Annotated in this window: 24 protein-coding genes, 1 tRNA gene and 1 riboswitch; of the genes, 16 read left to right on the top strand and 9 right to left on the bottom strand. The window is 71.2% G+C overall.

Going from position 1 to position 25,508, the window contains the following annotated elements; genetic code table 11:
* The first annotated feature begins 23 nt into the window (after window positions 1-23).
* Both J3S20_RS11750 and J3S20_RS11745 read left to right on the top strand, forming a co-directional pair.
* Entirely contained in the window at window positions 24-923 is a 900-nt protein-coding gene (locus tag J3S20_RS11750) for a flagellar biosynthesis protein FlhF (protein WP_216836665.1), read from the top strand.
* Window positions 920-1,654: a nucleotide-binding protein gene (locus tag J3S20_RS11745; protein WP_216836664.1), complete on the top strand. Its 735-nt coding sequence runs from the start codon at window positions 920-922 to the stop codon at window positions 1,652-1,654. The genes J3S20_RS11750 and J3S20_RS11745 overlap by 4 nt, the downstream gene beginning before the upstream one ends.
* On the opposite strand, the gene J3S20_RS11740 is transcribed toward J3S20_RS11745, so the two are convergent.
* A complete protein-coding gene (locus tag J3S20_RS11740) occupies window positions 1,651-2,856 on the bottom strand; it encodes a methyltransferase (protein WP_246602714.1) in 1,206 nt (401 codons plus the stop codon). The two genes, J3S20_RS11745 and J3S20_RS11740, sit on opposite strands and share 4 nt — an antisense overlap.
* Window positions 2,857-2,885: 29 nt before the next feature.
* Between J3S20_RS11740 and J3S20_RS11735 the strand changes: the two genes are divergently transcribed.
* From J3S20_RS11735 to J3S20_RS11725, 3 genes are all read left to right on the top strand, one after another.
* Window positions 2,886-4,049 (top strand): OpgC family protein, encoded by a 1,164-nt coding sequence (locus tag J3S20_RS11735; protein WP_216836663.1) that lies wholly within the window; start codon window positions 2,886-2,888, stop codon window positions 4,047-4,049.
* An 8-nt stretch (window positions 4,050-4,057) separates the two neighbouring features.
* On the top strand, window positions 4,058-4,843 hold the full coding sequence (locus J3S20_RS11730; RefSeq protein ID WP_216836662.1) for an SGNH/GDSL hydrolase family protein: 786 nt from the start codon (window positions 4,058-4,060) through the stop codon (window positions 4,841-4,843).
* A gap of 84 nt (window positions 4,844-4,927) precedes the next feature.
* Window positions 4,928-5,104, top strand: a complete 177-nt coding sequence (locus tag J3S20_RS11725; RefSeq protein WP_216836661.1) for a hypothetical protein — start codon at window positions 4,928-4,930, stop codon at window positions 5,102-5,104.
* Between the two features lie 24 nt (window positions 5,105-5,128).
* On the opposite strand, the gene J3S20_RS11720 is transcribed toward J3S20_RS11725, so the two are convergent.
* From J3S20_RS11720 to J3S20_RS11705, 4 genes are all read right to left on the bottom strand, one after another.
* Window positions 5,129-6,799 carry a formate--tetrahydrofolate ligase gene (locus J3S20_RS11720; RefSeq protein WP_216836660.1) on the bottom strand — a complete coding sequence of 557 codons (1,671 nt, stop codon included), beginning with the start codon at window positions 6,797-6,799 and terminating at the stop codon, window positions 5,129-5,131.
* A gap of 233 nt (window positions 6,800-7,032) precedes the next feature.
* Entirely contained in the window at window positions 7,033-8,019 is a 987-nt protein-coding gene (locus tag J3S20_RS11715) for a Bug family tripartite tricarboxylate transporter substrate binding protein (protein ID WP_216836659.1), read from the bottom strand.
* Window positions 8,020-8,056: 37 nt separating this feature from the next.
* Window positions 8,057-9,199, bottom strand: a complete 1,143-nt coding sequence (locus J3S20_RS11710; RefSeq protein WP_216836658.1) for a M24 family metallopeptidase — start codon at window positions 9,197-9,199, stop codon at window positions 8,057-8,059.
* An 8-nt stretch (window positions 9,200-9,207) separates the two neighbouring features.
* A complete protein-coding gene (locus J3S20_RS11705; protein WP_216836657.1) occupies window positions 9,208-10,194 on the bottom strand; it encodes a Bug family tripartite tricarboxylate transporter substrate binding protein in 987 nt (328 codons plus the stop codon).
* A 144-nt stretch (window positions 10,195-10,338) separates the two neighbouring features.
* Between J3S20_RS11705 and J3S20_RS11700 the strand changes: the two genes are divergently transcribed.
* The 4 genes from J3S20_RS11700 (at window position 10,339) to J3S20_RS11685 (ending at window position 13,430) form a co-directional block, all read left to right on the top strand.
* Window positions 10,339-11,313, top strand: coding sequence for a Bug family tripartite tricarboxylate transporter substrate binding protein (locus J3S20_RS11700; RefSeq protein ID WP_216836656.1), 975 nt, complete (start codon window positions 10,339-10,341; stop codon window positions 11,311-11,313).
* A 157-nt stretch (window positions 11,314-11,470) separates the two neighbouring features.
* Complete coding sequence (locus tag J3S20_RS11695; RefSeq protein ID WP_216836655.1) at window positions 11,471-12,109, top strand: OmpW/AlkL family protein; 639 nt, start codon at window positions 11,471-11,473, stop codon at window positions 12,107-12,109.
* A 64-nt stretch (window positions 12,110-12,173) separates the two neighbouring features.
* The gene (locus J3S20_RS11690; RefSeq protein WP_216836654.1) at window positions 12,174-12,383 is read left to right on the top strand and encodes a DUF1289 domain-containing protein; all 210 of its coding nucleotides are present in this window, start codon (window positions 12,174-12,176) and stop codon (window positions 12,381-12,383) included.
* A 69-nt stretch (window positions 12,384-12,452) separates the two neighbouring features.
* Window positions 12,453-13,430, top strand: coding sequence for a Bug family tripartite tricarboxylate transporter substrate binding protein (locus J3S20_RS11685; RefSeq protein WP_216836653.1), 978 nt, complete (start codon window positions 12,453-12,455; stop codon window positions 13,428-13,430).
* A gap of 75 nt (window positions 13,431-13,505) precedes the next feature.
* Here J3S20_RS11685 and J3S20_RS11680 read toward each other — a convergent pair whose 3' ends face one another.
* Both J3S20_RS11680 and J3S20_RS11675 read right to left on the bottom strand, forming a co-directional pair.
* The gene (locus J3S20_RS11680) at window positions 13,506-14,621 is read right to left on the bottom strand and encodes a 2-aminoethylphosphonate--pyruvate transaminase (RefSeq protein ID WP_216836652.1); all 1,116 of its coding nucleotides are present in this window, start codon (window positions 14,619-14,621) and stop codon (window positions 13,506-13,508) included.
* A 48-nt stretch (window positions 14,622-14,669) separates the two neighbouring features.
* On the bottom strand, window positions 14,670-15,293 hold the full coding sequence (locus J3S20_RS11675; protein WP_216836651.1) for a DUF1194 domain-containing protein: 624 nt from the start codon (window positions 15,291-15,293) through the stop codon (window positions 14,670-14,672).
* An 89-nt stretch (window positions 15,294-15,382) separates the two neighbouring features.
* Here J3S20_RS11675 and J3S20_RS11670 point away from each other — a divergent pair, with 89 nt between their 5' ends.
* The 4 genes from J3S20_RS11670 to J3S20_RS11655 all read left to right on the top strand — a co-directional run bounded on the left by J3S20_RS11670 (window position 15,383) and on the right by J3S20_RS11655 (window position 20,431).
* A complete protein-coding gene (locus tag J3S20_RS11670; RefSeq protein ID WP_246602712.1) occupies window positions 15,383-16,360 on the top strand; it encodes a Bug family tripartite tricarboxylate transporter substrate binding protein in 978 nt (325 codons plus the stop codon).
* A gap of 403 nt (window positions 16,361-16,763) precedes the next feature.
* Window positions 16,764-17,393 carry an exopolysaccharide biosynthesis protein gene (locus J3S20_RS11665; protein WP_216836649.1) on the top strand — a complete coding sequence of 210 codons (630 nt, stop codon included), beginning with the start codon at window positions 16,764-16,766 and terminating at the stop codon, window positions 17,391-17,393.
* Between the two features lie 19 nt (window positions 17,394-17,412).
* Complete coding sequence (locus tag J3S20_RS11660; protein WP_343215208.1) at window positions 17,413-18,051, top strand: exopolysaccharide biosynthesis protein; 639 nt, start codon at window positions 17,413-17,415, stop codon at window positions 18,049-18,051.
* A gap of 38 nt (window positions 18,052-18,089) precedes the next feature.
* Window positions 18,090-18,320, top strand: a riboswitch (cobalamin riboswitch).
* 158 nt (window positions 18,321-18,478) lie between these two features.
* Window positions 18,479-20,431, top strand: coding sequence for a TonB-dependent receptor plug domain-containing protein (locus J3S20_RS11655; protein ID WP_216836648.1), 1,953 nt, complete (start codon window positions 18,479-18,481; stop codon window positions 20,429-20,431).
* Window positions 20,432-20,544: 113 nt separating this feature from the next.
* Here J3S20_RS11655 and J3S20_RS11650 read toward each other — a convergent pair whose 3' ends face one another.
* On the bottom strand, window positions 20,545-21,957 hold the full coding sequence (locus J3S20_RS11650; protein WP_216836647.1) for an alpha,alpha-trehalose-phosphate synthase (UDP-forming): 1,413 nt from the start codon (window positions 21,955-21,957) through the stop codon (window positions 20,545-20,547).
* Complete coding sequence (gene otsB, locus J3S20_RS11645; protein WP_216836646.1) at window positions 21,954-22,682, bottom strand: trehalose-phosphatase; 729 nt, start codon at window positions 22,680-22,682, stop codon at window positions 21,954-21,956. Before otsB ends, J3S20_RS11650 begins: the two co-directional genes overlap by 4 nt.
* Window positions 22,683-22,808: 126 nt before the next feature.
* Between otsB and J3S20_RS11640 the strand changes: the two genes are divergently transcribed.
* The 3 genes from J3S20_RS11640 (at window position 22,809) to J3S20_RS11630 (ending at window position 25,460) form a co-directional block, all read left to right on the top strand.
* Window positions 22,809-23,219 carry a cupin domain-containing protein gene (locus J3S20_RS11640; protein WP_216836645.1) on the top strand — a complete coding sequence of 137 codons (411 nt, stop codon included), beginning with the start codon at window positions 22,809-22,811 and terminating at the stop codon, window positions 23,217-23,219.
* A gap of 28 nt (window positions 23,220-23,247) precedes the next feature.
* A tRNA-Leu gene (locus tag J3S20_RS11635) sits at window positions 23,248-23,332 on the top strand.
* 175 nt (window positions 23,333-23,507) lie between these two features.
* The gene (locus J3S20_RS11630) at window positions 23,508-25,460 is read left to right on the top strand and encodes a hybrid sensor histidine kinase/response regulator (RefSeq protein WP_216836644.1); all 1,953 of its coding nucleotides are present in this window, start codon (window positions 23,508-23,510) and stop codon (window positions 25,458-25,460) included.
* Window positions 25,461-25,508: the final 48 nt, after the last annotated feature.

Raw genomic sequence — 25,508 nt, 5'->3', positions numbered from 1 at the left:
CGGGAAGTGACGGAGCCCCGCGCTTGAAACTCCGCGTGATCCGTGCGGCCAAGCTTTCCGACGCCCTGGCGCAGTTGCGCGCCGAGCTGGGCGAGGATGCCGTGCTGCTCTCCACCCGCCGCGTGCATGGCGGGGTGGAGGTGACGGCGGCGCAGGACCAGCTGGATGACGAGCCGCTGATGATCGCGCCGGATGCGCCGCGCGCGCGCCCCATCCCGCCCGATCTCGCCCGCCACAACGTGCCCGCCGCGCTGGCGCAGCGGCTGGCGGAAGGACGGCTGCCGGCGGCGCTCGATTCCGTGCTGGGCTTCGCGAAGTTGCCGCTTGGCCCGGCGCCGCTGCTGCTGGCCGGTCCGCCCGGCGCGGGCAAGACGCTGACGACGGCGAAGCTCGCCACGCGGCTGGTGCTGGCCGGCACGCGGCCGCTGCTGATCAGCGCCGATGGCAGGCGCGCCGGCGCGGCGGAACAGCTGGCCGCCTTCGCCCGGGTGCTGGAACTGCCGCTGGGCATCGCCAATACCCCCTCCGCGCTCGGCAAGGCCCTGGCCCGGCGCGCGGCGGGCCAGCCGGTGCTGGTGGACCTGCCGGGCTGCGACCCCTTCAACCCGGCCGGCGCCCGTGGCCTGGCGGCGATGCTGGACGTGGCGCGCGGCGCCTGCGTGCTGGTGCTGCCCGCGGGCCTGGATGCGGAGGAAGCGGCGGAAACGGCCAGCGCCTTCCAGCTGCTCGGCTGCCGCTACCTGCTGCCGACGCGCCTCGACAGCGCGCGGCGGCTGGGCAGCGTGCTGGCGGCCGCAGCGGTGGGGCTGAAGCTGACCGAGGCCGGCACCGGGCCTGATGCCTCGGACGGGCTGGAACCCTTGACGGCGGAAGCCCTGGCCCGGCGCCTGGCCGCGCCGCCGGCGATGCAGGAGAGAGCATGACGGGACGGATCATCGCCGTCGCCTCCGGCAAGGGGGGCGTCGGCAAGACCTGGCTCTCCATCACTTTGGCGCATGCGCTGGCCGAGCAGGGCCGTCGCGTGGTGCTGATGGATGCCGATCTGGGCCTGGCCAATGCGGATGTGCAGCTGGGGCTGAACCCGGCACGCGACCTTTCGGCGGTTCTCGCGGGCGCTTCGGCGGAGACGGCGACCCAGGCCCTGCCCGCCGGTTTTCACCTGCTGGCGGGGCGGTCCGGCAGCGGGGCGCTGGCCAGCCTGGCCGGCCCGGCCTTGGAAGCCGCGCTCGACCTGCCGCGGCAGCTTTCCGAGGCCTTCCAGGATGTGGTGGTGGATCTCGGCGCGGGGGTGGAGGCGCCGCAGCGCCGGCTGGCCGCGCTGGCGGACCTGCTGCTGGTGGTGGCGACGGAGGAGCCGACCAGCCTGACCGATGCCTATGCCGTGCTGAAGCTGCACGCGAAGGATTCGCCCGGGGGCGAGGCGCGGCTGGTGGTGAACCTGGCCGGCAGCGCCGCCAGCGGCCAGCGCACCCATGCGACGCTGGAGGCGGCGACGCGGCGCTTCCTGGCGCGCGGGCTGGTGCTGGCGGGGGTGGTGCGGCGGGATGCCAAGGTGCCGGATTCCATCCGCCACCAGACCCCGCTGCTGACCCGCCACCCGGCCTGCGCCGCGGCGCAGGATGTCCGGGCCCTGGCACGCGGCCTGGCGGGTTAAGCCCGCCCCAGCACGAGCAGCACGCCCGCCACCGGCACGCCCTTCTCCACCCGCAGCGCCGCCTCCCGGCGGGCCAGCGGTGCCAGGCCGGCGGCTTTCGCCAGAGCCAGGACGTGGTCCGGGTCGTGCCTGTAGCGAAGCCCCTCCCCCAGCGCGAAGGGCGCGCCCTGCCCGGCTTCCACGCTGAAAGCGGCGATGCCGCCCGGCGCCAGGGCCTGGGCGATGCCGGCGAGCGCTGGGCCGAGGTCGCCCAGGTAGTTCAGCACATCGACCGCCGCTACCAGATCGAAGCCCGCGCGCCGCGTGGCCAGGAAGTCCACCAGCTCCGCCTCATGCAGCGCGTCATAGATCCCGCGCCGGCGAGCCTCCGCCAGCATCCGGGGCGAGAGGTCCAGCCCCTCCAGCCGCCCGGCCCAGGGTTTCAGCGCCAGCCCCGATAGCCCGGTGCCGCAGCCGAGGTCGAGCACCCGGCGGCTTCCATCCGGCGCCACCCCGGCCGCTTCGAGCAGCGCTGCCAGCAGCGAAGGCGTGCGGTAGCCGAGCCGGTCCTGCAGGTCATCGTCGAAGCGCGGCGCGTATTGGTCGAACAGGTCGCGCACATAGCCGGCCGGCGCGCGGTCCGGCGCCGCGCCTTCGCCCAGTGCGGCCAGCAGGAAGCGCGCCTGCTCGGCCAAGGCGGGCGCCAGGCCGGGCAGGGCCAGCACGCGCTTCGCTGCCTCCGCCGCCCCTGGCTCCCCGGCCTCCCGCAGCGCATGGGCGAGGGCCAGCCAGGGCTCGGGGGCCTGGGGCGCGAGTTGCACCGCCTGGCGCAGCGGCGCGAGGGCGGCGGCGGCCTGGCCGGCGGCGCAGAGCGCCTGGCCCAGGTTGCGCAGCGTGGTGGCATCGGCCGGGCGGCGGGCCAGCGCCTCGCGCAGCGCGGCGATCGCCGGCTCCAGCTGCCCGGCCTCGGCCAGGATGGCGCCGCGATTGGCCAGGAAGACCGGGCTTGCCGGCTGGCTCGCCAGGGCCTCAGCGGACAGCGCCAGGGCCGCCGGCAGGTCGCCCCCCTGGCGCGCGGCGACCGCCAGTAGGTTCAGCGCATTGCCATCGCCCGGCCGCAGCTTCAGCACGCGGCGGTACAGGCGCTGCGCCATGGCCAGCTCGCCGCGCGCATGGCGGGCGGCGCCTTCGCGCAGCAGATCGTCAGCCGAGACTTGCGCCAAGCCGCCCCCTTCCGCGATGCTGCCCCGGCATGACCCCTCCCCCCGGCCCGGCTGCGCGGCCCACCCGCGACATCAGGGTGGATTTTCTGCGGGGCCTGGCGCTGTGGTTCATCTTCATCACTCATACGCCGGGCAATCTGCTGGCGCACGCCACCTTGCGCAACGTGGCCTTCTGCGATGCGACGGAAGTCTTCGTGCTGCTGGCGGGCTATGCCGCCGGCATCGCCTATGGCCGCGTGCTGGAACGCGACGGCTGGATGGCGGCGGGGGCGCGACTCGTCGGCCGCATGGGCACGCTCTATGTCGCGCATATATTCCTGTTCGTGGTCTTCGCCGCCCAGGTGGGCTTCTCCGCCGCCGCGCTGAACCAGGCGGCCTATCTGGACGAGCTGCACCTCGACCCCTTCGGGCAGGAACCCTATCGCGCCCTGCTGGAGGCGCTGCTGCTGCGCTACCAGCCGGCCTTCTTGGATATCCTGCCGCTCTACATCGTGGTGATGGGGTTGTTCGCCCTGGCGCTGCCGCTGATCCGCCGGCCAGCCTGGCTGCTGGGCCTTTCGGTCGCGCTCTACGCCGTCACCCGCGCCAGCGGCCTGACACTGCCGAGCTGGACCGGCGGCGGCTGGTTCTTCAACCCCTTCGCCTGGCAGCTGCTGTTCGCCATCGGCGTGGTGCTGGGCCGGGCAGATCCTGTGGCGCTGGTGCGGCGCTTCCCCTGGAATCGCGCAGTGGCGGTGCTGGCGGGGCTGCTGCTGCTGGCCTGCGCGGTGGCGCTGAACATGGTCTGGCACGGGCCCTGGCTGGGCCTGGCGGCGCCGGAATGGCTGGCCGGCGCCATCGCCACGGTGGACAAGGCCGGGCTGCACCCGGCGCGGCTGGCTTCCGTGCTGCTGCTCGGCTGGCTGGTGGCGCATCTGATCCCGCGCCAGGCCGCCTGGCTGAACCACCCCCTCCCGGCCGCCTTCGTCAATATGGGCCAACAGGGGCTGGCGGTCTTCTGCGCCGGGATCTTCCTGTCCTTCCTCGGCCGGCTGGCGCTGGAAACCGAATCCGGCGCCCTGGCGCAGCTGCTGGTGAATGCACTCGGCCTGGCGGCGCTGATCGCGGTGGCGGTGGTCTCCGCCTGGTATGGCGGAGAGAGCAAGCGCAAGCCGCAAACGGGCTTGCCGCCCGCTCACGGTGTCGTTAGCTGATGCGCGTCATGCCCCGCGCCCCATGGCTGCCCCTTCCTGCCCTGGCTGCCCTCCTGGCTGCCGCGCTGGCCGTCACCCCCGGCCCTGCCCTGGCGCAGGCGGAGGGCCCGGGCTGCGGCGCGCCGGCCGAGACCATGGAAGCCGCGCCCATGCCCGGCGTGTTTGCCGCGCTGGCGCATACCGAACTGCGCATCCTGGTGGTGGGCAGCGCCTCGACCCAGGGTGGCGGCACCTCCAGCCAGGAGGCGACCTGGCCCGAGCGGCTGCAGGCCATCCTGGCGGCGCGCATCGCCCCCGTTTCCGTGCAGCTGAAGGTCTTCGGCGGCCGCGGCACCACCGCGGCGGACCATGCGAAGATCCTGGCCGAGCAGGGCCCGCGGGTGCGTCCGCATCTCATCATCTGGCAGCTCGGCACGGTGGAAGCCGCCCGCGGCCTGCCGATGGAGGAGATGGCGGAGGTGGTGCAGGCCGCCATCGCCCGCCTGCGCGCCATCCGGGGGGAGCGCACCGACGTGGTGCTGATGGACCCGCAATTCTCCCGCTTCCTGCGCAGCAATGCCGATGTGGAGGCCTATCGGGACTGGCTGCGTGTCTCGGCCGCGGCCAGCGGCGCGCAGATGTTCAGCCGCTGGGTCATCATGCGCCATTGGGTGGAGACGGAGCGGCTGGACCTCGAAAGGGCGCCGCGCGCCCGCCGCCTGGCGGTGGCGGATGAACTGCACGACTGCCTGGCCAAGGCGCTGACCGAATTCATCCTGGACGGGGCGCTGCGCGGCCGCCGGCATCAGAACTGAGGCCGGTATCCGGGGCGGCCCTGCGAGCGGCGCGACGCTGCGCCGCGATGCGTTCGGAACCGGGCGGGAACCCTCTTGCCGCCGATGCGCTTGCACAACATGAAGCTGCACCTGCAACCCCTGGATCGGCCGAAGCTTCCGCAGCCGCCGCCGGCCGCCTTCAACAGGTGGCTGCAGGAGGAGCTGGCCCGACGCTACGACAAGGCGCTGGCGGAGCCGGTGCCGGAGGACCTTCTCCGCCTGGTGCGGGAAACCCACTAAGGGCGCGGGCCCGCCTGCCCGCCTTCAGAACAGCCCTTCGATCCTGCCGTCCTGGTCCAGCCCGATGCTTTCCGCCGCCGGGCGGCGCGGCAGGCCGGGCATGGTCATGATCTCTCCGCAGACGGCCACGACGAAACCGGCGCCGGCGGAAAGCCGCACATCGCGCACCGGCAGGGTGTGGTCGACCGGCGCGCCCAGCGCGGTGGGATCGGCGCTGAAGGAATACTGGGTTTTCGCCACGCAGACCGGCAGATGGCCAAAACCCTCCGCCTCCCACCGCGCCAGCTTCTGGGCGGCCGGGGCGGGGATGGCGACGTCCTTCGCGCGATAGACCTGCTGCGCAATGGTACGCAGCTTCTCGGACAGCGGCATCGCATCCGGATAGAGCGGGGCGAAGCGCGCGGCGCCGGCCGCGATGCGCGCCTGCACGGCCTGCGCCAGTTCGGCGGCACCGGCCGCGCCATCGGACCAATGGGTGCAGAGTATCGCCTGCGTATCCAGCCGCGCCATCGCCTGCTGCACGGCGGCGATCTCCGCCGGCGTGTCGCTGGTGAAGCGGTTCAGCGCCACCACCACGGGCAGGCCGAATTTGTGCATGTTCTCGACATGGCGCGCGAGGTTCGCCACGCCGCGCTCCACCGCCGCGACATCCTCCCGCCCCAGATCGGACTTCGCCACGCCGCCATGCATCTTCAGCGCGCGCACGGTGGCGACGATGACGCAGGCGGCCGGGTTCAGCCCCGCGAGACGGCACTTGATGTCCAGGAATTTTTCCGCGCCGAGATCCGCGCCGAAGCCGGCCTCCGTGACCACGACATCGGCAAGCCCTAGGCCCATGCGCGTGGCGACCACGCTGTTGCAGCCATGCGCGATATTCGCGAAGGGGCCGCCATGCACCAGCGCCGGCGAGCCTGCGATGGTCTGCACCAGGTTTGGCGAGAGCGCATCGCGCAGCAGCGCCGCCATGGCGCCATCCGCCTTCACATCCCGCGCCGTCACCGCCGTGCCGTCGCGCCGGCGGCCGACGATCATGCGGCCGAGACGCTCCTGCAGATCCGCCAGGTCCCTCGCCAGGCAGAACACCGCCATGACCTCGCTGGCCACGGTGATGTCGAAACCGTCCTCGCGCACCACGCCCTGGCTGGCGCCGCCCAGGCCCACCACGCAGTCCCGCAGGTTGCGGTCGTTCATGTCCATGGCGCGGCGCCAGGAGATGCGGCGCGGGTCCAGACCCAGCTCGTTGCCCCAGTAGAGGTGGTTGTCCACCATGGCGGAGAGCAGGTTGTTCGCGCTGGTGATGGCGTGGAAATCGCCGGTGAAATGGAGGTTGATGTCCTCCATCGGCAGCACCTGCGCATAGCCGCCGCCCGTCGCCCCGCCCTTCACCCCGAAGCAGGGGCCGAGCGAGGGCTCGCGCAGGCAGATCATGGTCCTGGTGCCCAGCGCGTTCAGCGCATCGCCCAGGCCGATGGTCGTGGTGGTCTTGCCTTCGCCTGCCGGCGTCGGGCTGATGCCGGTGACCAGCACCAGCGCGCCGGGCGGGCGGGCGGAGGCCTCCGCCACGAAAGCCGTGCCGACCTTCGCCTTGTACTTGCCGTAGGGCTCCAGCGCGGAATCGGGGATGCCGGCGGCGGCGGCGATCTCCGCGATCGGGCGCAAGGTGGCGGCGCGGGCGATGTCGAGGTCGGTGGCCATGTCTTTCCCTGTCTCCCGCAAGTCGAGACCGGCTTATCCGGCCCCTCCGCAACCGGCAACCCGGCTATTTTCGCAATAGCCCTTCCGCGTAACCGCTCCAGGGCCCCTCAGACGGTCGTGCCGGAGGCACGCCTTCGGCGTGACGCGGAAACCTCCGGTTTCCTTGGCTTCGCCGCATAAGCGGCGGGCCGCATTCGCGGCCTCGGACCGGTCAGCAGACCGGTCCGCCGAAATCAGTTCAGCTCGATGCGCGCATCCCGCGCCAGCTGCTGCCAACGGGCCGCATCGGCCGCGACCCAGCCCGGAAGTTCGGCGCGTGGTACCGTCAGCGGATCGACGAAGGCGCGGCGGAGCTTCTCGGCCAGGGCCGGCGTCTGGCTGCGGGCCACCGCCTCCTCCAGCCGTGCGCGGCGCTCGGGCGGGGTGGCGGCGGGGGCGAAGAGGCCGAACCAGACGCTGAGCGCATAGCCGGCCAGCCCCGCCTCCTGCAGCGTCGGCACCTCCGGCAGGGAAGACGCGCGGCGGGCCGTGGTGACGCCGAGCGCGCGGAATGCGCCGGACTGCACATGGGCGGTGGAGGTGGCGGTGGTGTCGAAGCCGAAATCGACCTCGCCGGCCAGCATCGCCGTGACCAGCGGGGCGGAGCCGCGATAGGGCACATGCGTCGCCTCCAGCCCCAGCGTCTTCAGCAGCAGCACGGCCGAAAGGTGGGAGGAGCTGCCATTGCCGACCGACCCATAGGTCAGCGGCCGGCGCCTTCCCTCCGCCACCAGCTCCGCCACATTGCGCGCGGCAAGCCGCGCCGGCACGGCGGAGAGCACATTGGCCGCCTCCCCCAGCATGCCGAGCGGCGCGAAATCCCGCACGCCGTCCACGCCGGAATTCGCGTAGAGCACCGGGTTCACGCCGAAGAGCGCGACGGTGCCGAGCATCAGCGTGGTGCCATCCGCAGGTGCTGCCAGCGCCGCCTGCATGCCGAGATTGCCGCCGGCGCCGGCGCGGTTCTCCACCAGCACCGGCTGGCCGATCTCCGGCCCCAGCGCCTCCGCGGCCAGGCGGCCGACGATGTCGGTGACGCCGCCGGGTGGATAGGTGACGAACAGGCGCAGCGGCCGGTTCGGCGTCCAGGCGGGCTGCGCCCGCGCCTTGCGGGCAGCAAGGAACGGGGGTGCAGCCAGGATCGTCGCCAGCCCCGCAAGGGCCCCGCGCCGTGTCGTCATGCTTCTGGTCCTCCCTTTGGGAGGCAGTCTGGCGGAGCTAGCGGTCCACCACCAGCAGATCCTGGAAGCCCTCCGTCAACCTCTCCCCGCCGCCGGGCCGTACCACCACCACATCCTCCGTGCGGGCGGAGGCGCCGTCATCCTGCAGGATGCTGGGCTCGACGGTGAACATCATGCCTTCCTGCAGAACCGTGGCGTCGCCGCGGGTCAGGAAGGGGGGCTCATGCACGTCCCAGCCGATGCCGTGGCCGAGCCGGTGCCGGAAACCGGCGCCGAGGCCGGCGTCCAGGATCACCTGGCGCGCCAGCGCATCGACGCTTTCGCAGGTGGCGCCCACCTTGAGCGCGGCGATGCCCGCGCGCTGCGCCTGCATCACCAGCCCATGCACCCGGATCTGCGCCGCGCTGGGCGCGCCGAAGGACACGGTGCGGCCGTAGTCGTAGCAGAGGCCCTGATGCGAGGCGCCGAAATCGAACAGGACGGAGACGCCCGGCCCGATCTTCCGCTTCCAGCTGTCCAGCCGCCGGCCGAGCATCAGCGGATGCGCGGGGCCGGTATTGTAGAGCGTGGTGGTGAAGGTCGGCCCCAGGCTGTCCTGGCGCTTCATCTGGTAGTCGACCTCCGCCACCACATCGAGCTCCGTCATGCCGAAGCGCAGCTTTGGCAGCACCTCGGCGAAGGCGGCCTCGGTGCGGCGGCCGGCCTCGCGCATCAGCGCGATCTCCTCCGGCGACTTGATCAGCCGCAGCTCGCGCAGGATGCTTGTCGCGGAGACGAAGGTGGCGTCGGGCAGCAGCGCCTGCAGCTGAATCAGGCTGTCGGCATGGGCGCGCTCGGAGACGGCGATGCGCGGCTTCGCCGGCAGGCGGAAGGCGGCCAGAATCTCCGCCACCAGCTTCGCGGGGTCGTCCCAATCGCCCAGCACGCGCAGCGCCACCCCCTCCGGCGCGCCGCGGCCGCCGAATTCGGCGGTCATGCGCGGCAGGGCCAGCACAGGCGGATGGCCGGGCGCAACCCAGGCGCCCTCCAGCCAGTCGCCGGGATGCAGGGTGACGCCATACTTCGGAATGTCGCGGGCGAGGCCCGCGGCATAGTGCAGGTCCGTGCTGCCGAGCGGCAGGAAGGCGAGATCCACCCTTCCCTCCAGCTTCTGCCGGAAGGCGGCGAGGCGATTGGTCATGTCTGTCTTCAATCCACAGTGGCGCCGGAGGCGAGAACCAGCGGGCGCCAGGTTTCCACCTCCTGCGCCACGAAGGCCTGGGCGGCATCGCCGAAGCGCGTGCCGGGGTCGATGGCCAGCTGGGCGTAGCGGGCGACGATGGACGGCAGTTCCAGCACCTCCTTCAGCACCGCGGCGAAGCGGTCCTGGATCGGGCGCGGCGTCGCGGCGGGCATCGCCATGCCGGCCCAGCCTTCCGCCACCAGGCCGGGGAAGCCGCTTTCGACGAAGGTGGGCATGTCGGGGAACAGCGCCTGGCGAGTCGGGCCTGTGATGCCGATGCCGCGGATCCGCCCTTCCCGCATCAGGGCCACCGAGCTCGCGATGCCATCCAGCGTCACCGGCACCACGCCGGCCACCACGTCGTTCACCGCCTGGGCGCCGCCGCGATAGGGGATGTGCTGCAGTTCGATCTGCGCCTGCTGGGCGAAGCGCAGCATGAAGAGATGCGGCAGGGACCCGACGCCGCTGGTCGCATAGGCGATGCCCGGCCGGGCCCGCGCCGCGGCGGCCAGTTCCGCCGGATTGCGATAGGGCGCGCCGTTATGCGCCATCAGCGCGTAGTAGCCGGACTGGATCATCCCGACATGCGCGAAGCTGCGCACCGGATCCCAGGTGATGCGGCCGCGATACAGCGTGCTGCCGACCGAGAAGGCGCTGATGGCGGAGAGCAGCACGGTGTAGCCATCCGGCGCCGCATCCGCGACCAGGCCGGTGCCCAGCGTGGCGCCGGCGCCGGGGCGGTTCTCGATGACGAAGGGCTGGCCGAGGCGCGGCGCCATCTGCTCCGTCAGCAGCCGCGCCAGCACATCGGTGGACCCGCCGGGGCCGAAGGGCACCACCAGGCGGATCGGGCGGTTCGGCCAGGGGGTCTGGGCGATGGCGGGGGCGGCCAGCAGCGTGGCGCCGGCGCCCAGCAGCAGGCGGCGGGACAGCGGCGAATCGGCGAGGGTCATGGCGGGGCGGTCCGGGAGGAGGGATACGAAAGGGTAACCATACGTTCACCAAACCGGCAATCGAGTTCGCCGCGCTTCGGCGAGCTTTCGGCCGGGCGATTCCCGCGCCATGCTGGGCGCAACGAAACCTCGGAGGAAAAGTCCATGAATCGCCGTACCCTTCTGGGCGCGCTGGCCGCCACCCCGTTGCTGCCGGGCGCAGCGCGCGCCCAGGACGCCTGGCCGACGCGGCCGGTCACCGTGATGGTGCCCTTCGTCGCCGGCGGTCCTTCCGACATCATCGCGCGCACCATCGCCAACCGTATGTCCCAGGTGGTGGGCCAGCCGGTGGTGGCGGAGAATCGCGCCGGCGCGAATGGCGAGGTGGCGGCGCGGCTGGTGATGCGCGCGCCGGCGGATGGGCACATGCTTTTCGTCGGCTCGATCGGCGTCTTCGCCATCAATGCCGCGCTGCGCCCGAACCTCGGCTACGATCCGGTGCGTGACTTCGCGCCCATCACCATGGCCGTCACCACGCCGAACGTGCTGGTGGTGAATGCGGAGAAGGTCCCCGCGCGCACGCTGCCGGAGGTGATCGCCTGGCTGAAGGCGAATGCCGGCCGCGCCAGCTATTCCACCTCCGGCGTCGGCTCCTCCGACCATCTGACGATGGAATTGTTCAAGCAGCGCACGGGCACGGATGTGACGCATGTGCCCTACCAGGGCGGCGCGGCGGCGGCCACCGACCTCATCGCCGGCAATGTGCAGCTGTCCTTCCAGAATCTCGGCACCGTCGCCGCGCATATCCAGGGCGGCCGCCTGCGCGCCATCATGCTGACGAGTGCCACGCGCAGCCCCGTGCTGCCGGATGTGCCGACGGCGGCGGAAGCGGGCATGGCGGATTTCGTTGTGACATCGTGGCAGGCGGTGATGGCCCCGGCCGGCCTGCCGCAGCCGGTCCTGACGAAGGTGCATGAGGCGGTGGTGGCAGCGCTGCGCCATCCCGAATCGGTGCAGCGGCTGAACGCCATCGGCTTCGATGTCGTGGCGAATTCGCCGGATGACTATCGCACCTTCCAGCAGGCGGAGATCGCGCGCTGGCGAGAGGTGGTGCGCGCCGCGAATATCCGCGCGGAGTAGGGGCAGGGCCTTCCCACATTTTCCAAGTTGTCAGGCTGCAACAGGCGTTTCGAAAACGCCCGGTGGTATGACCTGCATCAAGGCAGCGTGACAGCACCACGCCCAGAACCCCTCCGCGGCCGCGCACAGGGCGCGCCGCGGAGAAAGGCTCTTGGCTATGATTCCGAAAATCTGCGCAGCGGCCCTGGCGGGCATGGTCGCGGCGCTGCCGGCGATGGCGCAGGATCTGCGCGGCAAGCTGGCGGGCGATATCGTGCTCGGCGTCGGCGTGATCGGCGTGCTGCCCTCGAACGGCGGCAATACCAGCATCGGCGGCGAGCCGCATGCGAGTGCCACGGCAACCCCGCAGCTCGACCTCACCTATTTCCTCACGCCGAATTTCGCGGTGAACGTGATCGCCGCGACCTCGCGGCATGATGTCTCCGTGCGCGGCCTGCCCGGCGGCAATATCGACCTCGGCCGCGTCTGGGCGCTGCCGCCGACTGTGACGCTGCAATACCATCCGCTGCCCGCCAGCCGCTTCAGCCCCTATCTCGGCGTTGGGCTGAACTACACGGTCTTCTACGGCGAGGGCGGCGGGCGCAGCGCCGGCATCACCCATGTCGATGTCGACAATGCCTGGGGCGTCGCGGTGAATGCCGGCGTGGACTACGAGATCACGCCGAACTTCCTGGCGAACTTCGACGTGAAGCGGCTGTGGCTGCGGCCGGATGTCAGCGTGAATCACGGCGCCGTGCAGGCGGAGGCGCATATCGATCCCTGGATCATCGGCACCAGCATCCGCTACCGCTTCTGATGCGTGTTCCGGGAAGGGCAGCCATGCCCTTCCCGCCCTGACTGCGGCGCCCCATTTGCGGGCCATGGCCAGTCCCTGCATCGATATCTGCCGCTATGACGAAACCACCGGCTGGTGCTTCGGCTGCGGCATGCTGAAGCCCGAGAAGAAGCGCTGGAAGAAGGACAAGGAGGAGCGCCCCGCCATCCGCGCCGCCTTGCCGCAACGCCTTTCGGCACTCGCTACCGCCGGGCACGCGACCGGAGAGGCGGCGGCCAAAAAGAAGAAGAAGTAGCGGAGATTTCGCCGCCAGGGCGATCCGTGCCATAAGGGTGGCAAGAACAATCACCTGGGACGAAACGTCATGACAATTCCCACCGTCGGCCGCCGTGCCCTGCTGGGCGCCGCCGCCCTGCCACTCGCCGCCCCCGCCTTGGCGCAGGAGGGGTTTCCGAACCGCCCGCTGCGGCTAATCGTCGGCTTCACGCCGGGCGGCGCCACCGACATCTCCGCCCGCGCCATCGCGCCCAAGATGGGCGAGGCGCTGGGCCAGCCCGTGATCGTGGAGAATCGTCCCGGCGCCGGCAGCAACATCGCGACGGAGGTTGTGGCGCGCAGCCCGGCCGATGGCCATACGCTGCTGCTGGCCACCCTCGGCGCGCTGGTGGTCAGCCCGATGGTGATCCGCCTGCCGGTGGACCCTGCGCGCGACCTGGTGCCCGTCTCCGTCGCGGTCGACCTGTTCAACATCCTGGTGGTGCCGGTGGATCGGCCCTGGCGGAGCGTGGCGGACCTGGTGGCCGCGGCGAAGGCCGCGCCCGGCACGCTGTCCTACGGCACCAGCGGCATCGCCGGCGGGCCGCACCTCGCCGGGCTGCTCTTCGACCGCATCGCGGGGACCGAGACCACGGCGGTGCATTATCGCGGCGGCGGGCTGGTGGTGAACGACCTGCTGGCGGGGCGCGTCGACTTCTCCTTCGCCACCGCCGCCTCGGTGCTGGAACAGGTGCGCGCGGGCAAGCTGCGCGCGCTCGCCATCCCGCATCTCGAACGCTCGCGCCTGATGGCGGAGATTCCGACGGTCGCCGAATCCGGCGTGCCCGGCTTCGACGTGCCGTCCTGGTATGCGGTGATGGCGCCGCGCGGCACGCCGGAGCCCGCCATCGCCCGCCTCAACGCCGCGATGCGCGTGGCGCTGGCGGATGCGGAGACGACCGAGGTGCTGAACCGCAACGGGCTGGAGCCGCGCTGGACGACGCCGGAGCAGCTGACCGCGGCGATCGCGGAGGAGCGGACGAAGTGGACGCCGATCATCCGCGAGAGCGGCATCCGGATCGAGTAGCGGCCCTCAGGCCGCGGCCCTCTGGGGCGTCAGGCCGCGGCCCTCTGGGACGTCAGGCCGCGGCCCTCTGGGACGTCAGGCCGCGGCCCTCTGGCCGACGCCCATCTCCTCCAGCACCGCCTCGGCCTGCTTCAGGGCGAAGCGGATGTCCTCCTCCCCGATCGCACCGATGCAGCCGAAGCGCATGGAAGGCTGCCTGGTCGAGGAGAAGTCGGAGAGGATGACGCCGCGCGCCTTCATCTTCCGCTGGAAGGTCTCAAGGCTCCAGGCCGGGTCCACCGGCTGGTAGACATTGACGATGATCGGCCCCTGGTGCTCGGGCGCCACATAGGGCGTGAAGCCCAGCGCCTTGAGGCCCGCATACATCACGTCCCGGTTGCGGCTGTAGCGCGCGAAGCGGGCCGGCTGCCCGCCCTCGGCCTCATAGATCTCCATCGCCTTGCCGAAGGCCCGCAGCGCCTGCACCGCCGGGGTGAAGCGGAAGCTGCCCCAGCCGTTCTTCAGGGCGTGGTCGTAGACATCGGCAAGGTCCATCACCCAGGACCCCGCCTGGCCGCGGCAGGCCTCCAGCCGCGCGATCGGTGCCACCGCGAAGCCGAAGCCCGGCAGCCCCTCCAGGCACTTGTTCGAGGTGAAGACAACCACGTCGCACTCCGGATGGTCCGCGATGCGGAAGGGCAGCGCGCCGAAGGCGGAAACGGCGTCGCAGATCATCCGCCGCCCGGCCGCCGCGATCACCGGCCCCAGGATCTGCGGGTCGTTGATGATGCCGGTGCCGGTCTCGCTCACCACCAGGGCCACATGGCCGCAATCGGGATTCTCCGCCAAGGCCTGGGCCAGGCGCTGCGGCGACATCGGCACATTGTCCGGCCCGTCCAGCGCCACCACCACCCGGCCCGCTGTCTCCGCCAGCCGCGCCAGGCGCTCCGCATAGCCGCCATTGCGCACCACCAGCAGCTTCTGGCCCGCCGGGACGAAGGTGCGGATCGCGGCCTCGATGATCATATGGCCGCAGCCGGGCAGCGGCATCGCGGTATGCACCCCCTCCACCCCGCCCGCGATGCGCACGATGGCCGGCCGCATTGCCGCGTATTCGGCGCGAAAATCCTCGTCCCAGGGGGCGATGTCCTCCGCCATGCAGGCGCGGACTTCGGGGCGGGTCTGCACGGGGCCGGGGATCAGCAGCAGCATGGGGTCTTCACCGTCTGGGGCGTTATCCTCCGGCTATACCACCCCCGCCTAAACGACCAACATGCCGCCCAGCAATTCCCGCCGCAGCTTGCGCAGGATGGCCTCCGCGAAATCCACGTAGTCGGCGCAGGGCATGGCGAAGGATCCGGGGCCGCCGATCACCTCGGCCACGTAGTGCTCCATCAGGTCCGGCTCCTCGTTCAGGATGGCGAGGCCATTCACCGTAAGACCCGCCGCCACCGCCAGGTCCCGCACCGGGCCCGGGGCGCGGCCGGCATTGTGGCGGCCATCGCCGGAGACATCGAGCACCAGCCGCGTGGGGTCGCCCGGCGCGCGTGCCAGCACGGCCAGGCCGGCCGCCATCCCCTCCCCCAGCGCGGTGGCGCCGGCTGCTGGCAGGCGCGGCGTGTTCTCGATGGCCTCCGCCAGCGCCGCGGCCCCTTCCGCATCGGCGAGCCGCGTCCAGCCCACCGCCAGGTCCTGCTGCCCCGGCCCGGACCAGAGCAGCAGCGCCAGCGCCGCCGCGCCGCGCGGCCCCGCGGTGGCGGCCGCCAGCACCGCCGGGTCGCGCAGCGCCGCCGCGGTGCCGCCCGCCATCAGCCGGAACTCCTCGAAGTCAACGCTGGCGGAGACATCCATGGCCAGGCAGAGGGCGATATCCACGCTATCCATCGGTGCAAGAATCCTGATCCACGCCTTGTTTGCTTCGCGCCACGACCGGTGCCAGCATGCGGCGGCGCAACATGACAGGGATGTGCAGCATGATCGGCAGGCGTGGCATTCTGGCGGCAGGCGGCGGCCTGCTGGCCGCCCCCCTGGCAGCCCCCCCGGTGCTGGCCCAGGCCTGGCCGGCGAGGCCGATCCGCGTGATCGTGCCCTATACCCCCGGCGCCGCCACCGATGCCATGGCCCGGCTTTCGGCCCAGAAGCTGCAGGAAAAGCTGGGCGTGACGGTGGTGGTGGAAAACCGCGCCGGCGCCAATGGCGCCATCGGCAGCCAGGCCGTGCTGCAGGCGCCCGCCGATGGCTATACCCTGCTCGGCTCGGCCTCCATCCACCCGATGGCCCGCCACGTGATGAAGGCCGCTCCCTACGACCCGGTGGCGGATTTCCTGCCGCTGGCGCGCACCGCCCGCGGGCCGCTGGTACTGGTCTCCAACCCCCGCCTGCCGCAGACCACCATCGCGCAGGTGGTGGAGGCGGCAAAGCGGGACCCCGCGCGCTGGACCTTCGCCACCAGCAGCCTGGGCTCCGCCGGGCATCTCGCCAGCATCGAGTTCAACCGCGTCACCGGCGCAAATATCGAGATCGTCGGCTATCGCGGCAGCGCGCCGGCGCTGACCGATGTAGCGGCCGGCAATGCGCAGCTGATGTTCGACCCCGTGCTCGCCACCCTGCCCATGGTGCGTGGCGGCCAGCTGCGCGGCCTGGCGATCGCCACCGCCACCCGCACCCAGCTGGCCCCAGAACTGCCGACGGCGGTGGAGGGCGGGCTCGCCGGCTTCGAATTCTATTCCTGGTACGGCGTCTGGGGCCCCCGCGCCATGCCGCGGGAGATTGCGGACCGCATCAACGCCGCCCTCGTCAGCGGGCTGCGGGAGCCGGAGGTGGTGGCGCGCCTGACCGGTCTCGGCTTCGAGCCGGTGGCGGAGACGGTGGCCCAGGCCGAGGCCTTCATCACCGCCGATGTCGCCCGCAATGCGGAGCTGCTGCGGATCGCGAATTTCGAACCGCAGTGACCGGCTTGGCCGGCGCCACCCGCCGGCTGGCGCCGCGCAGCCGGCGGGCCTAGTCTCGCATCCGACCCGCACGGGTTGGGAGGCTGGCTGGATGGACGTGACGAAGCGGGACGAGGCGCGGGCATTGCGGGGTTCCTGCCCTGCAGGGCGCCTGGCGCAGATGCCGGGCCGCCCTGCGGCCGCATGACCGTCCAGCCCCTGCCTGGTGGCCAGGCACGAACCGGCCCTGCATGGCGAGGCGCCGCATCCTCACGGCGCCGTGACAACCCCCCTGTGAACCGCCCCCGCGCCATGCTACCGCTGCCGCCAGGGAATGGCTTGCCGGCCAAAGCTGCCGGCCAGGGGGGGGAGAGGGCGCGCCATCGACGCTCTGCACGATATCGCGCATGGGCCGGATGGGCCGGTGGCGCCGCCGGACCATCCGGTTCCGGTCTCGGAACTTGTCACCCGCATCGCGCAGGACTGGCCGACGGAGCGCCTGACGCTGGGGGAGTTGATGGAGGCGCTGGGCGCGCGCGGCTATGGCGTGCTGATCGTGCTCTTCGCCCTGCCCAACCTGCTTCCCATCTACATCCCCGGCCTGAGCCCGATCTTCGGCTTTCCGCTGATGATCATCTGCGCGCAGCTGGCCTATGGCCTGCCCACGCCCAAGTTGCCGAAGCTGCTGACGCGCCGGTCCATGCGCCGCGCGGATCTGCGGCTGATCACGGAAAAGGCGCTGCCCTGGCTGCGGCGCGTCGAACGCTATGTGAAGCCGCGCCCCTCCTGGATCACCAGCCGCGCCGGGGAAAGGCTGATCGGCGCCTATGGCGTCTGGCTCTGCTGCATCGTGGTGGTGCCGCTGCCCTTCACCAACGGCCCACCCTCGCTCGCCTGCCTGATCATGGCGATGGGGCTGATGGAGGAGGATTCGCGCACCATCCTGGGCGGCGCCGCCTTCGGCATCATCGCCAGCATCATCGGCCTGTCCATCATCGGCAGCGTCGGCTGGATGCTGGCGGCGGGCTTCGCCTGGCTGGTCGGCCTGTTCTGATGCGCGGCGCGGTGCGCGCGTGATCCCGGACCCGTCGCCAGTTGCGGCCCCAACGACGTCCGAGGACTCCGCGCCGATCTCGCGCATCGTGGCGGAGGTGGCGGCCGCCTTCCCGGGGGAGCGCATCAGCCTGGGCGAGATGGCGGAAGCGTTCGGCGACCGCGCCTTCGGCCTGCTGCTGCTGCTGCTGCTGCTGCCGGGCCTGCTACCTGGCATGGCCAGCGTCTTCGGCACGCCGCTGCTGATCCTTGGCGTGCAGATGGGCCTGGGCCTGCGCGTGCCGAAGCTGCCTGGCATCCTGGCGCGGCAGACCATCAAGCGGGCCGACCTGCTGCGGCTGGCCTCCGCCTCCTCCAAGGGCCTCGGGCGGATCGAGCGCTATGTGAAGCCGCGGCCGGGCTTCTTCACCTCCCCCTTCGGGGAACGCATCATCGGCTGGCTGACCGCCTATGTGGCGCTGATGCTGATCCTGCCGGGCCCGGGGACCAACGGGCCGCCCGCCTTCGGCAATATCGTCATGGCGCTGGGCCTGATCGAGCATGACAGCACGGTGACGATGTGGGGCGTGGTGCTGACCATCGCCGGCTGCCTCTTCGCCACCGTCGTGCTCGGCGTGATCGGCTGGCTGGGGCTGCAGGCACTGGGCTGGATCTTCTGAGGCCGCATCCCGATTGTGCGACGCGGGCTGGCGATGGTAACACTTCGGTATGCGCCGGTGGCCCGCAAGGGCTGAAACGGGAACGCGTGAAGGTCTTGCGGCATCCGCCGCCGGGCCGAGCCCGCGGCTGCCCCCGCAACTGTAGGCGGAGTGCCTGACCCCCTCATGCCATTGGGCCCGCTCGGGCCCGAGAAGGCGGGGACAGGATCCGGGAGGCCTCCTCCCGGTGCTCCGCGAGCCAGGAGACCGGCCGGCGCAGAGACGTCACGCGCGTGCCGGGCGGGGTGCACCGGCGCAACGGAACGACAGGCCACCGGCGGGCATTCCCCGCAGGCTGCCGCTCGTCTCCGCCTGCGGCGACGACGCCAGCCGCTGCGCATCCCGCAAGGGGGGCGTGGCTTGTCGTCCGCTCGCACGGAGGAAACCGATGCGACTGAATCATGCTTTCCGGGCCGCGCCTTTCGCGCTCGCCCTGCCCTTGCTGCTGCCCACCTTCGCCACGGCGCAGCAGGCCATCCCCGAGACCATCGTCACCGCCACCCGCATTCCCACCGAGGCGGAGCGCGTGCCCGCCGCCATCACCGTACTGACGCGCCAGGATATCGAGGAACGCGGCTACCAGACCCTGTCGGAGGCGCTGGCCACCGTGCCGGGCATGAACCTGGTGCAGGCGGGCGGCCTCGGCCAGCAGGCCAGCATCTTCGTCCGCGGCACCGCATCCCGCCACGTGCTGGTGCTGCTGGATGGCGTGCCGGTGAACGATCCCTCCGAGCCCAATGGCGCCTTCAACTTCGGCAATGAGTTGCTGGGCGATATCGAGCGGATCGAGGTGGTGCGCGGCCCGGGTTCGTCCCTCTATGGCTCCGGCGCCATCGGCGGCGTCATCAACCTGGTGACGCGGCGCGCGCCGGCCGGCGTGCCGCTGCAGGTCTTCGGCGATCTCGCCGGCGGCAGCCAGGGCACGGCGCGCGGCGCGCTCGGCGCGGCGGGCAGCCTGCAGGGCTGGAACTACCTGGTGGTGGGCCAGGGCCTGACCACGCAGGGCAGCGACGCCACGCCGCGCCGCATGAACAACGACACGAAGGAGACCGAATCGCTCCGTGCCGGCGCCGGCACCGCGCGCTTCGGCTGGGCAGGCGGCAGCACCAGCGTGGAGGGCCTGCTGCGCTGGCGGGAGAACCGGCTGGAGCTGGACAATGTCCCGAACGACGACCCGAACTACGAGGGCAATGACCGCCGCTGGTTCGGCCAGCTGCGCGCCGAAACCGGCCTCTTCGACGGCATCTGGACCACCGGCCTGCGCGCCGCGGTGACGGAGGATCGGCGCCGCTACCTGAACCTGCCGGATTCGCGCAGCAGCGCCTCCACGGACGATCTGTATCGCGGCCAGCGGCAGACGCTGGACTGGGGCAACAGGATCCGGCTCGGCGATCTCGGCCCCTTCTCCATGGCCGGCCTCGCCTTCGGCGTGACGCATGAGCATGAGAGCGTGGAAGCCAATTCCGGCTCCCCCGGCTTCCGCACCACCACCGATGCCTCGGCCAATAGCACGGCGCTGCATGCCGGCCTGCAGGCGCGGCTTGGCCCGCGCCTCGACCTCTCGGCCGGGCTGCGGCGCGATTCGGCGGATGACTATGACGGCTTCACTTCCTGGCGGCTCGGCACCGTGCTGGCGCTGCCGGAGGTTGCCTCCCGCCTGCATGCCTCGGCCGGCACCGCCTTCAAGGCGCCCTCGCTGTATCAGCGCTTCGGCCGCATCGGCAGCTTCTTCCGCGGCAATCCGAACCTGGAGGCGGAGGACAGCTTCGCCTGGGAAATCGGCGCCGAGACCGACCTGCCGCTGTTCGGCCGCAGCGATGGCGCGACGGCCAGCGCCACCTACTTCAACACGCGCACCAACAACCTGATCAACTTCAACCGCAGCTTCTCCTCGTTGGAGAATATCGAGAAGGCGAGCAGCCAGGGCGTGGAGCTGGCGCTGACGGCACGGCCTTTCCGCTGGCTGGATGCGCGGCTGGGCTGGACCATCACCGAGGCGCGGGACGAGGTGACGGATGCGCCGCTGGCGCGCCGCCCGCGCAACGTGGTCTCGGCCGGCGCGCGCATCGCGCCGACGGATCGCATCGTGATCAGCCCGGAAGTGCTGTTCACCGGCCCCTCACCGGACACGGCATCCTATGACAATGCGGGACGCTTCATCTCCGGCGTGAACTACAACAAGTCCGGCACGGTGCTGAATCTGACGGCGTCCTATCGCGTGACGCCGGCCATCACGACCTATGTCGAGGGCCGCAACCTGGGCAATAGCCGGTGGGAGCCGGCGAACGGCTTCGTCACGCCGGGCCGCAGCCTTCTGGTCGGCACGCGCTTCGTCTTCTGAGGCGAAGGGCCCAGAGCACTATCCGATAACACTGAAGCGGTGTTATCGGATTTCGTGCTTTAGAAACAATGGCTTCTAGAACACGAGATCCGTCCATCCGGACGGATCGTGCTCTAGGCCGCGCGCTTGGCGCGCGGCTTGCGGCGCCGTGCCGGCTGGGCCTCGGCCTGGCCGGCATCGGCCACGTCCTTGGTGCCTTCCAGCGCCGAGAGGAAGCGGCGGCACCAGACGCTGGCGGTGACAGCCTTCACCTTGGCCCAGTTGCGGTTCCAGCGGTCCAGCCGCTCATCCGCCGGCATGTCCATCGCCGCATCCAGCGCCTCCGCGATATCGTCGGGGTCGAGCGGATTGACGATCAGCGCGCCATCCAGCTCCACCGCCGCGCCGGCGAAGCGCGACAGCACCAGCACGCCGGGATCCGCCGGATCCTGCGCCGCCACATATTCCTTGGCGACCAGGTTCATGCCATCGCGCAGCGGCGTGACCAGGCCGATGCGCGCCATGCGCATGAAGCCCGCCAGCGTCGGTCGCGGCACGGCGCGGGTGATGTAGCGGATCGGCGCCCAGTCGGGCTCCGCCATCTGGCCATTGATGCGGCCCACGCCCTCATCCAGTTCGCGCCGCAGCGCGCGGTACATGGCGACATCGCCGCGGCTTACCGGCGCCACCTGCAGGAAGGTGATCTTGCCGCGATGCCGCGGGAAGCGTTCCAGCATGGCGCCGAAGCCGGCGATGCGCTGCGGCAGGCCCTTGGTATAGTCCAGCCGGTCGATGCCGATGGCCAGCGAACGGCCGGCCAGCGAATCGCGCAGCCGCTTCACCTCCTTCGCCTCCGCGCGCTGCGCCGCGAGCTTGGCGAAGCCGCTGGCGTCGATGCCGATGGCGAAGGCGCCGACGCGCAGCGCCACATCGCCTTTGCCGACGGCGATCAGCGCGGCGCGCAGATTCTCGGAATCATCCTCGGTCTGCATGCCGATGGCATCGATCGCCTCCATCGCCTCCAGCAGCTTCTCCGCATGCGGCAGGCCGTTGAAGACGGAGCGTGGCGGGAAGGGCACGTGCAGAAAGAAGCCGATGCGCTGCTTGCAGCCCAGCGCGCGCAGTTCCGCCGCCATCAGGAACAGGTGGAAGTCGTGGATCCAGATGGTGTCGTCCGGCTTCAGCAGCGGCGCCAGCGCGGCCGCGAAGGCGGCGTTGGTGCGCTGGTAGCCGGCGAAGTCGCGCCGGTCGAAGCGCGCGATGCCGAGCCGGTAGTGCAGCACCGGCCACAGCGCGGCATTGGAGAAGCCCTGGTAGAAGTGCTTGTAGTCGTCGTGCCCCAGGTCGATCGTGGCATAGGTGGTCGTGCCATGGCGATGCAGCGCAGCCTCGGTCCCGGTCTGCGGCGCGGTCTTGCCGGACCAGCCGAAATACATGGAATCGCGGTTCGCCAGGGCATCCTTCAGCGCCACCGCCAAGCCGCCGGCGGTCGGGCCGGCTTCCTTCGGATCCGGCACGCGATTGGCGACGATGACAAGGCGGCTCATGCCGCCGCCCCGCGCGCCTGGCGCGTTTCCAGCGAGGCGAGCCAGCCGCGGAAGACATCCGGCGTACCGAAGACATCCTGCAGCCGCAGCCCGAGCCCGCCCGCCGCGCGGGCGACGGCCATGCCGGCCTCATCCGTCACATCGTCGCCCACGAAGATGGGAACGCGCCCGGCGAAGGGTGACCGCGCCATCAGGCTGGCCACCGCCGTGCCCTTGTTGGCGCCGCGCGGCGTCACTTCCCAGGCCATGCGGGCGGGCAGCAGCGCGAAGGCATCGGGCGCTTCCGCCACCAGGGATTCGAGCAGCCTGCGACCGGCTTCCTCGGCCTCCGGCGCCTGTCGGAAATGCAGCACGAAGCCATGCGCCTTGTCTTCGATGAAGGCCGCGGGGAAGTCGCTCAGCAGCAGGTCGGCGCGGGCGCGCCAGGCCGCCGGCGGGGATGGCAGGGCGGGCATCTCCGTCCCGCCCTCCGGCACCGGGCGCAGCTCCGCGCCATGGCTGCCGGCCTTGGCGATGGCCACGGGCAGGAAGTGGTCGAGCTCCGCCAGCGGCCGACCGGAGACGATGGCCAGGGCGCCATCCAGCTGCCGGGCCAGACGCTCCAGCATCCGCGGCAGCTCGTCGGGGACCATCACGGCATCCGGCCGCTCGGCGATGTCCACAAGGGTTCCGTCGAAGTCGAGGAAGAGCGCCGCGTGTTCGGGCGCGGTGGGTAAAGCGTGCATGCCGGAACCTAACACGATGCAGGCGTCCCTGTTGCCACGCCCTCACGCGATCGTGAGTCTCCTGCCCGGACGATGACGCCCCAGCGCCACATGCTAGCCTCGGTTCCGAAAACCGGGGAGAACGTCATGACGGCACGGATACGCACCACCATCAGCCGGGCCGAAGGCGCGGTCTTCGACCAGGGTCTGCGCAGCTTCTTCGCCTATCGCGACCTCGGTGTGCGGGAGGCGACCGGCGGGGCCTTCGGTGCCCATGTCATCCGCGCAGTGCCCGGCAGCGGCGCGGCACCGCAATGGCATACCCACGCGCTGGGCTTCCAGCTGGTCTATGTCCTGCGCGGCTGGGTGACCTTCACCTACGAGGATATCGGCGAGGTCACCTTCCGCCCCGGCGACAGCGTGCTGCAGCCGCCCATGGTGCGCCATGTGGAGGTGGCGCATTCCGAGGATCTGGAGCTGCTGGAGATCACCAGCCCCGCCGAATTCGCAACCGCCCCGACCGAGGCGCCCGGCCTGCCTCCCGCCAGTTCCCCCTGAGCCGCAAATCCGCTATCCTGATCGCCGAGCGGGCGTGGTGGAACTGGTAGACGCGCCGGACTCAAAATCCGGTTCCGAGAGGAGTGTCGGTTCGATTCCGACCGCCCGCACCACTTTCTCTGGCGCGATGCCGCCCGCCAGGCCTTGGCATAACTGTGTTCACCTGCGTGCCTCCGGGCCGTAGCCCGCGCAGCAGGCGATGGGCGGCGCAATGCGCCCCGGATATCCGCAAGGCCGCTGCAGCGCATTTGGTTTGACAGGCGGGCGGCGGCATGGAACGGCGGGGGCATGCCGTTCCAGTCTGCGCTGCCCGCCCCCAGCATCGTCGATATCAGCGAAGAGCTGCGCCCGCTGATCGATGCTCTGCCGGTTCTCGTGGCCTATCTGGAGCGGACCGAGGAAGGCCCGCGCTACGTCTTCGTGAACAAGATTTACGAGAGCTGGTTTCCCACCAGCCGGGCCGAGATCCAGGGCCGCCTGGTGCGGGATGTGGTGGGCGAGGCCGCCTACGCGCGGGTGCAGGTCTGGCTGGAACAGGCCTTGGCCGGGCAGCGCGTCTCCTTCGAGCAGTTCATGCCCTATGCCGAGGGCCGGCACCGCACCATCCAGGTGGAATACGTGCCGCGCCGCGATGCCACCGGCCAGGTGATCGGCCTCTATTCCCTGGTGCAGGACATTTCGGACACCAAGCGGGCCGAGGCCGCGCTGCGCGACCTGAATGCGACGCTGGAGGCGCAGGTCGCCGAGCGCACCGCGGAACGCGACCGCGCCTGGCGCAATTCACGCGACCTGCTGGCGGTGATCGGCGCCGACGGCATCTTCCGCGCCGCCAACCCCGCCTGGCTGCCCATCCTGGGCCTGGCGCCGGAGGAGGTGGTGGGGCGCCACTACCGCGATTTCCTCTGGCCGGAGGACGCCGAGCCTACCGCGCTGGCGCTGCATCAGGCCGTCGGGCGGCAGGACCTGACCGGCTTCGAGAATCGCTACCGGCACCGCGACGGCCAGCCACGCTGGATCTCCTGGAACACCTCCTGGGAGGCGGAGCTGGTCTATGCCTATGGCCGCGACGTCACCGCGGAAAAAGCGCAGCGGGAAGCCCTGCAGCAGGCGGAAGCGCAGCTGCGCCAGGCGCAGAAGCTGGAGGTGGTGGGCCAGCTGACCGGCGGCGTGGCGCATGACTTCAACAACCTGCTGACCATCATCCGATCCTCCGTCGATCTCCTGCGCCGGCCGAACCTGTCCGAGGAACGCCGCAGCCGATACGTCGCCGCCATCGCGGAAACCGTGGACCGCGCCGCGCGGCTGACCGGCCAGCTGCTGGCCTTCGCCCGCCGCCAGGCGCTGAAGCCGGAGGTGTTCGACCCGGCGGAACACATCCGCACCATCGCGGAGATGATGCGCACGGTGGTGGGGGCGCGGGTGCACATCCTGATGGACCTCTCGCCCGAGACCTGCTCCGTCGAAGCCGATGCCAGCCAGTTCGAAACCGCACTGGTGAACATGGTGGTGAATGCCCGCGATGCCATGGATGGGGAGGGCACGCTGGTGCTGCGGCTGCGGCCGCTCTCGGCCATGCCCTCGATCCGCGGGCATCTCGGCACCGGCGGGTCCTTCGTCGCGATTTCCATAACCGATACCGGCGTCGGCATCGCGCCCGAAAGCCTGACCAAGATCTTCGAGCCCTTCTACACCACCAAGCCGGTCGGCCATGGCACGGGCCTGGGCCTTTCGCAGGTCTATGGCTTTGCCAAGCAGTCGGGCGGCGACGTGGCGGTGGAAAGCGAGCCGGGCCGCGGCACCACCTTCACCCTCTACCTGCCCCGGGCGCAGGAAAAGGCGCAGGTGGCCCTGGCCAGCGAGGCCGGCGGGCCGATCGCGGATGGCCGCGGCTGCCGCGTGCTGGTGGTGGAGGACAATGCCGAGGTCGGCGCCTTCTCCTCCCAGCTGCTGCAGGATCTCGGTTACGAGACATGCTGGGCGGCGAATGCGGAACAGGCGCTGACGCTGCTGGCGCGGGACCGCTTCGATGCGGTCTTCACCGATGTGGTGATGCCGGGCGTCAGCGGGATCGAGCTGGGCGAGGAAATCCGCCGACGCTATCCCGGCCTGCCGGTGGTGCTGACCTCCGGCTACAGCCATATCCTCGCCGCCGAGGGCCGCCACGGCTTCGAGCTGCTGCAGAAGCCCTATGCCGCGGAGGAGCTTTCGCGCGTGCTGCGCCGGGTGACGCAGCCGCGCTGAGCGGTTTCCTGCCCTCAGGCACCGGGCGCGGCCTCCGGCCGCTGGGCT

It is taken from the genome of Falsiroseomonas tokyonensis (genome assembly GCF_019024325.1).
Classification (GTDB): domain Bacteria; phylum Pseudomonadota; class Alphaproteobacteria; order Acetobacterales; family Acetobacteraceae; genus Falsiroseomonas; species Falsiroseomonas tokyonensis.
Note: the sequence above shows the minus strand (reverse complement) of the source record. Positions and strands in the feature narration are given on the sequence as shown.